This window comes from Enterococcus sp. AZ062 (assembly GCF_051715065.1).
GTDB lineage: Bacteria > Bacillota > Bacilli > Lactobacillales > Enterococcaceae > Enterococcus_B > Enterococcus_B mundtii.
Window position 1 is genome coordinate 3,001,283 of record NZ_JBIOTB010000001.1, and the last position, 12,938, is coordinate 3,014,220.

The 12,938-nt window shown below is 35.7% G+C and carries 10 protein-coding genes; all 10 read right to left on the reverse strand.

Going from position 1 to position 12,938, the window contains the following annotated elements:
* Positions 1 to 200: 200 nt before the first annotated feature.
* Positions 201 to 1,655: a response regulator transcription factor gene (locus IGJ00_RS13955; protein ID WP_071867540.1), complete on the reverse strand. Its 1,455-nt coding sequence runs from the start codon at positions 1,653 to 1,655 to the stop codon at positions 201 to 203.
* Positions 1,645 to 3,390: a sensor histidine kinase gene (locus tag IGJ00_RS13960; protein ID WP_074801381.1), complete on the reverse strand. Its 1,746-nt coding sequence runs from the start codon at positions 3,388 to 3,390 to the stop codon at positions 1,645 to 1,647. The genes IGJ00_RS13955 and IGJ00_RS13960 overlap by 11 nt, the downstream gene beginning before the upstream one ends.
* Entirely contained in the window at positions 3,383 to 3,997 is a 615-nt protein-coding gene (locus tag IGJ00_RS13965; RefSeq protein WP_065095929.1) for a YesL family protein, read from the reverse strand. The genes IGJ00_RS13960 and IGJ00_RS13965 overlap by 8 nt, the downstream gene beginning before the upstream one ends.
* A 236-nt stretch (positions 3,998 to 4,233) precedes the next feature.
* Positions 4,234 to 5,694: an ABC transporter substrate-binding protein gene (locus IGJ00_RS13970; RefSeq protein WP_071867538.1), complete on the reverse strand. Its 1,461-nt coding sequence runs from the start codon at positions 5,692 to 5,694 to the stop codon at positions 4,234 to 4,236.
* Positions 5,695 to 5,719: 25 nt separating this feature from the next.
* Positions 5,720 to 6,640, reverse strand: coding sequence for a carbohydrate ABC transporter permease (locus IGJ00_RS13975; protein ID WP_019723328.1), 921 nt, complete (start codon positions 6,638 to 6,640; stop codon positions 5,720 to 5,722).
* An 11-nt stretch (positions 6,641 to 6,651) separates the two neighbouring features.
* Positions 6,652 to 7,599: an ABC transporter permease gene (locus IGJ00_RS13980; protein WP_272018022.1), complete on the reverse strand. Its 948-nt coding sequence runs from the start codon at positions 7,597 to 7,599 to the stop codon at positions 6,652 to 6,654.
* 1,138 nt (positions 7,600 to 8,737) lie between these two features.
* A complete protein-coding gene (locus tag IGJ00_RS13985) occupies positions 8,738 to 9,430 on the reverse strand; it encodes a cell division ATP-binding protein FtsE (RefSeq protein WP_081367455.1) in 693 nt (230 codons plus the stop codon).
* A 462-nt stretch (positions 9,431 to 9,892) separates the two neighbouring features.
* Complete coding sequence (locus IGJ00_RS13990; RefSeq protein WP_071867535.1) at positions 9,893 to 10,612, reverse strand: pseudouridine synthase; 720 nt, start codon at positions 10,610 to 10,612, stop codon at positions 9,893 to 9,895.
* 31 nt (positions 10,613 to 10,643) lie between these two features.
* Positions 10,644 to 12,293: a putative polysaccharide biosynthesis protein gene (locus IGJ00_RS13995; RefSeq protein ID WP_438844544.1), complete on the reverse strand. Its 1,650-nt coding sequence runs from the start codon at positions 12,291 to 12,293 to the stop codon at positions 10,644 to 10,646.
* Between the two features lie 151 nt (positions 12,294 to 12,444).
* Positions 12,445 to 12,912 carry a hypothetical protein gene (locus IGJ00_RS14000; RefSeq protein WP_071867533.1) on the reverse strand — a complete coding sequence of 156 codons (468 nt, stop codon included), beginning with the start codon at positions 12,910 to 12,912 and terminating at the stop codon, positions 12,445 to 12,447.
* Positions 12,913 to 12,938: the final 26 nt, after the last annotated feature.

The following is a 12,938-nucleotide window of genomic DNA, read 5'->3' on the forward strand; positions in this document are numbered from 1 at the left end:
CCCTTCGTTGAAGTAGGAAAATGCTCATAGGCATCACCCCCTGAGTAGCTACCATCATAAACAATCTACATCGTCCATTTTAACATAGAACCCATCACATATTTTATATTTTTTGTTTTTTTATATGATTGTTTTTACTAATTCAATCATATAAAAACAGAGATAACGAGATATTAAATCTCACGATCTCTGTTTTTTATTTAGATGAAACTTCCTTCTGTTTGACCTTGATTTTCTCGGTATTCTGAAGGCGACTGTCCGACGATTTTTTTGAATAATTTTGAAAAATAGGTCGTATTATTATAGCCGATTTCATTAGAGATCTCATTGATATTTTGATTACTATGGATCAGCAACCATTTTGCTTGTTCCATTCTTAAGTGATTCAAGTACGCAGAGAAGCTTTTTTTAGTTTCTTTTTTAAACAGTTGTCCTAGATACATGACATTCAGATGCAAATGTTCTGCGACTTCTTTCAAGGTTAACGGTTCTTTATATTTCTCATGTAAGATTTGAAGAACTTTTTCGACATTTTGACTATATTTTTGATTATGCTGATTTTCCAATAAAGATAATAGGAGTTGATGCAACTCTTGGACAGATTTTGCTTGATTGATTTTTTGGATGCCTGTTAAATATTCATCATCTTCTAAACGGATCAGCTCACGATGGATATCCATAAATAATAAAAAACTGAAATGACGGATGTCTTCAGGCGACATGACCGCCTGTTGGAATTGCTCAAAAAAGTCAGAGATCATTTGTTGCGCGACCGCTAACTGACCACTTTTCAACACACGACTAAATGATACAAAATCAATTGATTGTTTGATTCCTGCTTGTTCGGCATAAAAAATACGTTGATTTCGATCCCCATAGAATTGATGTAGTTGTAAATTATCTTTAGCATGCTGGAAGCTTTGCGGTATCGTTTCCGGATCACAAGATTCATCCCCAATACTGATCAGCCAATTCTCACACATCAGCGACTGTTCGACAAAATAGCTAAACCGCTCTACTGCCTCTTCCTGAAGCAACAAAACAAATAAAACAAGTTCTCCATAATTCCGTTGGTAATAAAAAGGTTCTTTTCTTTTTGTTAGCCACTGACTGATTGTCGTTTCAGCCTGTCTAGGTACTTGTGCAAGTAAGACACGTCGCTGACGCTTGCCTAGTTTTTCTAATAGTTCTTCTTCACTAGGTTCATCCAATTCATCATTTAACCATTGGCTAAACAGAATTTCTTGGTACACTTCTTGTTGGTTTTTTTGTTGTCTTCGATGATCCAAGCGTTTCTTGACGGTTTCAAGACTAGTAATCAGTTCTGCTTTATTGACAGGTTTCATCAAATAATTAACAGCGCCTAACCGCATCCCGCTTTTTAGATAATCAAATTCTTGATAGCCCGATAAGATCATAAATTCAAAAAGATGTTCTTTTTGAGCAGCTTCAATAAATTCTAATCCATTCATCTCAGGCATCGTTACATCTGTGACGACTAGATCAATTGGCTGCGTCTCTAAAATCGATAGTCCCTGCATAGCATTTTCTGCAGTAGCAACAACGTTAAATCCTAAATTTTGCCAATTGATGATTTTTTGTAAGCCAGCCAAGATCATATATTCATCATCAACTAGTAGTACATTATAAGACATCAGCAGCTCCCCTTTTTATTTTAAAAGTAATATGGATCGTTAATCCACCAGTTGCATTTCTAGCTAGGGTCATCTGATAACTCGGTCCAAAACTAGCACGTAACCGTTCATTGACATTTTGTAAGCCGATCGATCCACTGAGTTTTACTTTGCTTTGCGCCAACTGTGCGCTGATTTCAGCTAGTCGCTCTTCTGTGATTCCTTTGCCATTATCACGGATCAAAAGATGAACAAGTCCATTTTCTTCAAATACTTTTACACTCAATGCGTTATCAAAACGAGTAAAATCAACGCCATGTTTAAAATAATTTTCTACTAATGGCTGGATGATAAATTTCGGTACTTCAATCTCTTCCAATGATGATTCGATCGTGAAATGATAAGCGATGCGACTAGGATAACGCATTTGATAGAGGTACACATACTTCTCACAAAAATCCAATTCTTCTTTTAAATGAATCGTCTTTTCTTGATTGGTGTTATTACGTAATAATGCAGAGAAAGCATAGACAACATCTGCTAGTTCTTCACTGCCTTCACTGATGGCATACATTCGAATATATTCCAATGTGTTGTATAGAAAATGCGGATTGATTTGCGCTTGTAATGCGCGCATGTGCGCATCTTGTTGTTTGATTTCTAATTTGTAGATATCTTCCACATACTGATTGATACTGCCTAGCATTTCATTGATTCCAACTGATAGGTCTTTTAGCTCGTATTCAGTGATACTAGTATCCACACGAGTATCTAAATTCCCTCTAGCCACTTCATCCATAGCTTCCATGACACGATCGATTTGTTGAGAGTAACGTTTGAACGTCTTGTATAAAAATAAAAGCAATAACCCATCCAATAAAATGACGCCAATAATCAACGGTGCTAAACTTTTTTCTGTTACTTGGCGAACCGTACGCTTATCCAATGTGGCTAAAATACGATAATCGTCGGACACCTCTTGCGATTGGATAAAATTCGATTTTTCTAATTTCTCTACTGGTAATGTAGAATCTGCTTGTAGGGTCTGACTGATCAACTTTTCTTGCTCAAAGATTCGTTCTTTGCCCAGTGCTCGATCATGAAATGTATACAGCCGATTACTCGTTCCGGAAATCATGTAAAGAGATAACCCATTAAACGTATTTAAATTCGTTAGCGCTGCATCAAGTTCATCTTTATCAAAACCTACAAACATACTGCCAATTTCTGCGCCACCTTGTGTAATCGTCATTTTGATATAAAAAGCCTGTTTTAATTGTGGCGTTCCCTTCTTGACTGTCCCGCCTTTGTTCTCTCTAGTGGACTCAAAATATTCTGGTAATTGGTTGAACACAAGGTACACACTACTTACCTCTTCATAATTGACATACATATCACGAACTACGTTAGGGAATGAAAGAAAATCAGCAGATTGTCGTTGTCGGTCATACGCATACATCAAATATTGATCGATCGGTTTAGTTAAATAAGTGGTGGTATTCTCGATTTTATCTGAATCCCCTACAAATTGATCTTTGATCACTTTACTTAACGTTGTTTTATCACTAAGCGTTCGCAACGTACTTTGAACTGCCTCATTTACTACTTGTTGTGCTTGGATTTGTCTTTGGATGAATGTATGCACACTGATGATGATCGTTGCAATCATCGTCAGAGCAATCATCATGATGGCATATTTACGCAATAAACGGTTTAACAACGTTCCTTTTGAAAAGATAAAATCTAACCTATTCATATGTTTCCAACTGCAAGTCCAGATTTTCCCGCCATTGTTTGGTGATCGTTCCGTTCCAAACTGTAAGTAACCCAATCAAACCAAATAAAATCAACCCTTTATAATTCCACGTCACCCAAAGAATCAGACCACTGCCAAGGATGATTTTTAAGAAAGTTGAAAAACTTGCGAAACTGGAAATCAAACTCAACTTCAGTAGATTTCTTAAAGTCATTTGATAGCCACTATCTAAGATCATACTATATTGATACGTCGCATAAGCGTACAACATGCTAAAAAGTATAATAAAATCAATCACTAAGAAAAGAATCCCTTGAATCTGAACAGATAAATACAAGTTATAACTAAGCAAAAAAAGACAAGCCGAAAAAAGACCAAACAATTGATTTCCTCGCACGAAGGACTGTTTGAACATCTGCCAACTTTCGCTGATCGTGATGTCTTTATATTCGAAGCCATGGAGATAAAACTGTTCATTGACAACTTTCCAAGCTGGCCCGATTCCTAAAACGACGCCGCCACACACAGCTAAGCCCCAAAAATACAATGTCAATTTCATGATGACCCATACGCGTATGAATACTGTTTCCAATGCTCTACCTAACACAGGACTTTCCCCCTTTATTCTTCATCATATCCTATTATACAAAAACATACTGTAACCTTGAGCATATTGGAATATCTAAAACCAAATAAATGGTGTTCAAGAAGCACATCTTCGGTCATCAGCTAGAAGTAACTCCTTCGGAAATAAGACGAAATCCACAAAAATTCAAGAGCAATTTCCGTGGATTCCGCCTTATTTATCGGAGCTAGACACTTCCGTCACAACCTCAGTATGGATTAATCGTTTTCTTGTCGGAATGTATCATATTGTTTTTGCATTTCTGTCAGTACTTTGTCGTATCCAGCTTTATCTAAGGCATCCATTAGTTTTGGTAAGGTTTCATCTGGATCGACAGTTCCAGTGTTCAACCCATCAAGGTATTGATTCATGACATTTGAGATATTACTCAATTCAGTTTTTACACTGTCTGTATTAAAGCTGAAGCCTAAGATTGGAGAAGTTTCAGCTTCTGCAATCGATTGATCTCTTTTAGCAATCATTTCATCGGTAATCGTATCTTGTGTGTAAAGAATTTTATTATTACCGGTATTCCAAGCAGACATGTGAGTTTTTGGCTGATATCCGTCTAATAATTTCACTTTGTCATCGCCAACTTTTTCCCATGCTTCTCCTTCAATCCCCCAAACCAAGCCGTTAAGTAATTCAGGATCGCTATTCAATAACGCTAAGAACTCTACTGATTTCTCTTTGTTTTTTGACGTATTAGAGACAACAAAATTTGCCATTTGTGCTTGTCCTGTTGATTTCAACGGAACCGTGATCGGTTTAGACACTAATTCTTGATTTGCAGCATTTGTTAAAATCGTATCGCCGTAATCGTATGGTCCTTGTGTTTCTCCACGCATCAACCATGTATTACCTTCTAACGGATAATCTTTGTTACTAGTCGCTGCATCACTAGGGATCAATCCTTGATCATACCAACTATGCATCGTCCGTAACAGTTCAATGTAATTTTCGTTGTCATATTGGTTGATAATTTTTGTTTTGTCACCATTCAAATCAACCGCAAATGGCAAAGTATTTCCTAGTGGATAATCAAAATCACCTTGTACTTTAAATCCTTGACCAATGGCAAAAGCCGCTGTATTCGGTTCTTTTTTATGGAACTCTTGTAAAACTTTTTCTGCATCTGCATACGTTTCAATACCATCAATCGATAAATTGTATTTATCTAATAGTGGCTTATTGAAGGTCAACACTTGTTGTGCAAAGACATTGCCGTTTACTGGGAACGCATATAATTTCCCATTGACCAGATTACCTTTGATATATGCTTCATCCAAAGAATCATACGCTTCTTTTCCATACTCAGGAGCTAATTCAGTCAAATCTGCAAATGCGCCTTTTTGTGCATTTGATACGTAGTTGTTGGCAAAAGCAATATCGTAATTTTCACCAGATGAGATGATAACGTTCATCTTCTTCTCATAGTCACCCCAACCAATGTAATTGATATTGACTTTTACACCAATTTTTTCTTCAATACGTTTATTCGCGACTTCCAGCAGCTGGTCAAGGTTATCTGGTTTGTCACCGATCTGGTACATTTGTAATGTCGTCGTATCACTGGCCGCTGCATCGTCTTTGTCACCTGAACCGCCCCCACAAGCTGCTAAACTGATTGCTGTTAGTGCTGAGAATCCTGTAAAAGCTAATTTTTTCCATAACTTCATATCTTTTTCCTCCTATTTTAGTGCTTTATTCTTTGACGCCGCCAATCGTTAACCCTTTAACAAAATGTTTTTGGAAAAATGGATAGCTGATCGCAATCGGTAATGTTGAGATAACAACGATTGCCATACGAGCAGACTCTCCAGGAACAGAAGCAAGACCGCCGGCTAACTGACTACCTGCTCCAGCATTTTGAGTAAGATATTGGATATTGCTTTGAATCTTCATCAATAAATATTGCAATGGAACGAGATTATCGTTTTGAATATACAGTAACGCATTGAACCAGTCATTCCAATAACCTAAAGCTGCAAATAAACTAATTGTCGCAATTCCTGGAATCGCTAAAGGTAAGACGATTTGTACAAAAATCCGAAGTTCACTCGCCCCATCTATCCTAGCAGATTCAATGATCGAATCAGACACCGAACGTTTAAAGAATGTTCGCATCACGATAATATTGAACGGACTGACCGCCATCGGTAAAATCAATGCCCAAATCGTATCTTTCAGTTGTAATAAATTCGTCATCACTAAGTAGTTCGCAACCATCCCTGGTGAGAACAACATCGTAATCAAACAAAAGACTGTAAAGAAACGACGAAATGGAAAGTTGGATCGAGAAATAGCATAAGCATATAAAGAAGTTGCTGTACTATTGATCAACGTTCCTACTACTGTCACAAGAACAGTGACGAAAAGAGCCTGAAAAATTTTGTTTTGCATCTGGTCAAACAAAAAAGTATATCCAAATGTACTAAGTGTTTTAGGCCAGAAACTATACCCTTGCGTGGACAAAATGGATTCATCTGTAAAAGAGATCGCAATTACAAAAATAAATGGTAATACACAAGAAAAAGCAAAAAGTGCAATCAAAATATTGGAGAAAAAGTTGGTGGTTTGACTAAACGAGCGAATCTCTACTCGTTGAACTTTCTTTTTATTCATTTTTCTCCTCCTTAGAACAATGCCGATTCGCTGTCAAAACGACGAGCAATCGTATTGGTGATTATTAATAAAACAAAGCCGACGACCGATTGATACAGCCCAGCTGCGGCCGTCATACCAAAGTCGCCAGTGGATGTCAGCCCATTATAGATATAAGTATCTAAAACTTGTGTCACTTCATAAAGCGCTCCGGAATTTCTTGGGATATTGTAGAACAAACCAAAGTCCGCTCGGAAAATATTTCCAACTGCTAATATCGTCAAGATCGTCATCAGAGGGATCAATTGTGGAATCGTCACATGTTTGATTTGTTGCCACTTGCTTGCGCCATCCACCATCGCTGCCTCGTAATACGTCGGATCGATTCCCATAACTGAAGCAAAATAGATGATACTGTTATAGCCGATCCCTTTCCATGTTCCAATAAAGACTAAAATAAACGGCCAATATTTAGGATCATTATACCAATTGATTGTTTCTCTCCCACTTGCTGCCAGCCATTGATTAAAGATCCCTTTATCTGGACTTAAAAACGCATAGACAAAGTAACTAATGATGACCCAAGAAAGGAAATAGGGCAGCAATGACATGGTCTGGTATACTTTTACCAATCGTTTATTTCGCAATTCACTCATAATGATTGCAAACACGACAGATATCAAAAGATTCAGTAAAATAAATGTCACATTATATAAAATCGTATTTTTGGTAATCAGAAAGGCTTGATCAGAAGAAAATAAAAATTTGAAATTCTCCAATCCAACCCATGGGCTCTCTCTTAAACTGGCAAGAAAGCCATCCGCAGAAATATGGAAATTTTTAAACGCAACGACATTTGCTAATACCGGGATGTAAAAGAAAAAAATCATCCAGATCATCCCAGGGATCGCCATCAAAACAAGCGCCTTATAACGCCATAAATTCCCAAAAAAACCTTTTAACCCCTTCCTTTTTCTCATATAAAAACTCCTTTCACCTCATTCGCACTGTCATTATAGCGCTTTCAAAAGATATAATAAATGAACAAATCATAGGGAAAATGAAACAAATTATAGAGAAGATTGTAAAAGAATCATTTTGATCTGAGGCGTGAGACAGAAAAACGAAAAATAGCTGTTTTAGGTTGCCATCTATCATGATTTCAATAAATAAACAAAAAAACTTACAGGATTTAGGAATGCGTTCCTGAATCCTATAAGTAGGTTTTGTTTCTATTGCTCTATCTATTTTTAGTTTAAATGCAGTTAGAAAAACTTTTATGTACTTTGCTGTTGGATGCTTACATAATAATGTATGACTGTGGTTGGATAATAATTAAGTCAGTTTATTTGCTCTACATACGCATATTTTTATAAATCTATACTTTTATTTGGTGAGAATGTGAAAAAAAGAACTCCGTAATAAAACTGATTACACATGTACAAAAAAAACAATAATATTTATGAAACCTTTTCACTGTATTAGTACTAATACAGTGAAAAGGTTCTCTTAAATCTCTGAATACTAATAAATTCTATTATAATAGTGTAGAATACTAACACTATAGAAAGTATTAACATAAAAAAAACCATTGAAAAGAAAATCGAGTTTCTATGATGTCCTTGTAAATCATAAGGCAAAATAGAATTGAATAAAGAAAATAGTTTCATATTTAGAAAGATACAAATGATATAGCTAAGACTTAATCCAATTATGTAGATAAAAAAAATTTTTAGTAATAATTCTCTCAATACATATTTAGGTTGGATTCCCAAATATATTTTTGTTTCAACATCTGTTCTATCAATTACCTTGATTAGTAAAATTTTATTTCTAAAGTCAAATAATATATATATGCTAATTATCACTATTAAAAAGGATAAAATATCCCTTCCAAAAGAAATTTGCATAATTAAAAACTGATTTCCATCTAAACTTAGTTGTGCCGACTTTAAATTGCTACTCATTATTTCTTGTTCCATGATTTGAATAAACCTTTGTAAATACAATTGCAAAAAGACACACTCAAAAAATAGGATGCCAATAATAGTAATCGAAACAACATATCTAATCCCTACTTTGTATGCGCTTTTAATACTTCTCCTAACAAGATATAGGTTAGATAAAATAGTTGGACCCACATTGATCATATACCTTCTCTCCTTTAGTTAACTTAATGATTCTAAATTCAGATTCTTTTATAAAGTTAGGATCGTGAGTAGACATAATAATCGTAGAGCCTATTTTATTCTTTTTTTTCAATAACTCAAATACTATTTTTGCATTTGCCTTATCTAAATTAGCTGTCGGTTCATCAGCAATAATAATTTGGGGATTCGCAACGATTGCTCTGGCAATATTCACACGTTGTCTTTCACCACCAGATAAATTTCTAGGTAAATTTTTTATACATTGATCTATTTTTAGATCTGCTGTAACTTCCTCAACTTTCGACTGTATCAATGAGAATGGATAACCTAAATATTCCAATTTATAAGCTATATTTTCAAATACTGTCCACTCTTCAATCAATCTTGTGTCTTGAAAAACTACCCCCATCATTTCCCTTAAATTTTGTAATTCGATATAGTTATATTGACATAATTCTTTATCCTTGATTTTCAAGCTACCCGTATTATACATTCGTCTCCCTTGAATCAACTCAATTAAAGTGGTTTTTCCCGAGCCACTTTCTCCTATCAAAAATACAAATTCTCCATGTTCAATTTGCATATTTATATTTTTTAATACTTTATTGTTTTTATGTTCCACTCCAAGATTATCCATCAAGATGAAATTATTCTTTTTCATACTTCCCCTCTGCCTTGTTTTGAAATATTGACATAGAACCTACCTATAGATATTTTCTCTGAACTACCATCTCACATAAATAAATTATTATTCCTGGTTATAAACTAAATAAACTTTTAAAACAGCTTTTTTTCATTCGTTATGTACCTCCCATTTTGGGAAAATAGAAATATAATAGAGCATAATATTTCCTAAAATATTATTTGAGCAAATTACATAATTAATATTTTTAGTTAATAAAAAATTCAAATGATTTATACACTGAGTATAATACATTATATATTTATTATTTTGTTTTATCCGTCATAATTGGTTGATTTAACATCATAATCGTATATGGAAATTACTTTTTAGTTCCTTCTTGTGTTTAGACTTTCCACTATACACTTCTTTGTCAGCCCTAAACAAAAAGCTTATAGGATTGAGTAGTATACCCCAATCCTATAAGCTGTGTTTCAGGCTCTATTTACTTCTTACTTGTGCCAATTCATCTGGTGTCATTTGGCGATACTCTCCTAGAATTAAATCTTCTGGCAGAAGAAAATTCCCCATACGTATCCGTTTCAAGTAAGTGACTTCTTTTCCAACGGCTTTTACCATCCGTTTCACTTGATGGAATTTGCCTTCATGTAAGATCAAGCGGATACGAGAAGTGTTTGTTTTTTCATCGACTGAGTCAATGAACAGTTTTGCAGGCAGGGTCTGTTCCTCTCCATCAATGAGTAACCCTTCTGCAAAGGCTGACACATCTGCTTTCGTCATCACACCTTTGACCTCTGCCAAGTATTCTTTTTCTACGTGTTTTTTAGGAGAGAGTAATTGATGTGAAAACTGTCCATCATTGGTCAGGATCAACAATCCTTCTGTATCTTTATCTAACCGACCGACTGGAAATAAATCTTCCCGAAAATCTTCATCAGAAAGTAAGTCGATGACGGTTTGATCATGATTATCTTGAGTTGCTGAAACTACGCCGGCAGGTTTATTCAAGATATAATAAAAATCTTTTTGATAATGTAAGGATTCATCTAGATACATCACCGTGTCTTCGGTTTCTTTCACTTGATATTTATCACTTTTAATACAGTTTCCATTGACTGTGATCAAGCCATTTTTGATTAGCCCTTTGACTTCTTTGCGGCTGCCAAGACCGATGTCAGCTAAAAATTTATCTAAACGCATGTGATTGTCCCCTTTTCAAGCAATGCCTGTCTTATTTGATGCGCAAACGTCGGCGTAAGCGAATCATCCCTTGACGACCTAATAACTTATCTGCGAGACGAAGCTTAAGTGCCAGATACGTATAAACCAAACCACCCACTCCAGCGACTAAAACAATTAATATTAGTGATTGGAACTTACTGTGTTGGTTCAAGAACATCCCAAAAATCATTTTCGTCAGCCCAGCTGCAAGGAGCATCAACAGAGTAAGAATAAAAATCAATAAGGTGCGGCGCCATACAAATTTCCGATTGAAGCGAGCCACTTGATGGATTTTCTTTAGTATCAACGAACAAGAAATGATAAATCCAATCATCGTTGCGAGCAATGGTCCATACACTTCAAAAATACGGATTGCTGGATACTGCAAGACTAATTTTACGAGAAACCCAACCAGTAAGTATTGGATCGCCGCTTTATTTTCAAACATCCCTTGGAGCATATTCGATACAAGCATATAAAGTCCTAGAAAAAGACCGACAAAACTTGCTTGGATCAATACTTGGCTTCCTAGTTGATCTGGTGTATAAAATAAAGTATTCAAAGGGTATGCCAAGAGCATCACTCCACACGTTGCAGGAAACATAATAAAGGAAAACAACTGTAAATTACTGCTTGTTAATTTTGCTAGTCCACGACGATCCTTGATCGTTACCGCTTCCGTGATCAAAGGTAAGCCTGTCGCAGCAATCGACGTCGCTAAAGCAATGACGACCATTGTCAACTTGTCAGGATTCGCACTGAAAATCGAAAAAAGATCCAATAATTGGGCATTGGAATACTCAGTGGTATCCGCCATGATTTTAATAAATGTAAATTGATCGACTAATTTAAAAATCGTGATCCCCGATCCTACGATGATAAAAGGAATCGCTTCTTTGATCGTATCCAACAATAATTCTTTCGTGGCAATGGTCACTTGGTTTTCACTGTACTGCACACGAGCTGCTGTATACGCTTGATGTTTCTTCAAAAAATATAATAAGACAGCCAAGCTGACGATCATCCCAATAAATGCTGCAAAAGTCGATTGAGTCACAGCAGTTACGTAGTCACCTGACAGGACTTTCATGATGATGAATGTAGAAAGCAACAGATAAAAAACGCGTGCAATCTGCTCAACGATTTGCGAAAGTGCATAAGGCATCATTTCCTGATTCCCTTGGAAGTATCCTCGAATAACACTCATACAAGGAAACACTAGTAGTGCTGCACTTAATGAGCGCATGATTGGAATCAATTCTTCCCCACCACCAGAGGCACGAGCTAACCAAGGCGAGGCAAAATACATAAATCCTGCAAAAAACACTCCTAAAACAGCCATCATTTGCATTGCTCTTAGAAACAACCGGTGAGACGTCCCGTATTCATTCAATGAATTGTAACGTGCGGTTTGTTTCGCAATGGCAGCTGGAATCCCTGCAGTTGAAATCATTAAGAATAACGCATAAATATTGTACCCCATATTGAATAATCCATTGGCAGCCTTTGCATTTTCGCCCATCCAAGCATACCAAGGAATAATATAGACCGCACCAAGTAATCGAGAGATCATATTACTTGCAGTCATCCAAGCAGAACCTCTAGCCATTTTCTCTTGAACTGTCAAATTTTCTACTGCTGGTTTTCTTTGATTAGTCATTGATCAGATTCCAACTTTCTTCAAAACATTACTCATATTTTAAGTGTAAATCCACAAAGTAGCAATCTTTTTATCGGCTTTTTTTATTTTGTAGCGGTTGTAGTTTTTACGTAATCACTGTTTTATTTCACTCACAGGATGAACTGGTTCTCTATCTTCGTTCTTTCGAAATCATCGCTTTTTCATTTTTTTCTAAGTTGCTATTTACAACAGTTGCATTTTTTTTTGCATAATCACATTTTCTATTAAAACCTTCTATTTCGAATTTAGTATATAATTTTCTACTATTTTGATCAGAGGTAACTAGAGCGTCTCTTGTCTTTCCATCATTCGTTGATTTTATAGGAAACATTTTGCTTGTAGGTACAGTCTTTTTAGATGAACGTTTGCTAGGAATTAGTTCTTCTGCAAATTTACGATCTATCTTATTTAACACATAGTCTAACGCTGCTTCCCCTTTAGTCGGACCTCCTTCTTTAGCTAACAATTCTTGCAGTTTAGGGTTAGTTTCTACTTCTTGTATTAATTTAATTAATTCATATACATCATATTTTGCACGTTGTCGCCTATACTTGTTGATACATGGGATGATCGAATTCATAGTGATTTCTGGATTCATTGTCCTATTCCTTCTTCCATTTTTTA

Coding starts and splice junctions, on each gene's coding strand:
- IGJ00_RS13955 (WP_071867540.1), bottom strand. CDS start 1,655: ATGTCTTATAATGTACTACTAGTTGATGATGAATATATGATCTTGGCT.
- IGJ00_RS13960 (WP_074801381.1), bottom strand. CDS start 3,390: ATGAATAGGTTAGATTTTATCTTTTCAAAAGGAACGTTGTTAAACCGT.
- IGJ00_RS13970 (WP_071867538.1), bottom strand. CDS start 5,694: ATGAAGTTATGGAAAAAATTAGCTTTTACAGGATTCTCAGCACTAACA.
- IGJ00_RS13975 (WP_019723328.1), bottom strand. CDS start 6,640: ATGAATAAAAAGAAAGTTCAACGAGTAGAGATTCGCTCGTTTAGTCAA.
- IGJ00_RS13980 (WP_272018022.1), bottom strand. CDS start 7,599: ATGAGAAAAAGGAAGGGGTTAAAAGGTTTTTTTGGGAATTTATGGCGT.
- IGJ00_RS13985 (WP_081367455.1), bottom strand. CDS start 9,430: ATGAAAAAGAATAATTTCATCTTGATGGATAATCTTGGAGTGGAACAT.
- IGJ00_RS13990 (WP_071867535.1), bottom strand. CDS start 10,612: ATGCGTTTAGATAAATTTTTAGCTGACATCGGTCTTGGCAGCCGCAAA.
- IGJ00_RS13995 (WP_438844544.1), bottom strand. CDS start 12,293: ATGACTAATCAAAGAAAACCAGCAGTAGAAAATTTGACAGTTCAAGAG.
- IGJ00_RS14000 (WP_071867533.1), bottom strand. CDS start 12,912: ATGAATCCAGAAATCACTATGAATTCGATCATCCCATGTATCAACAAG.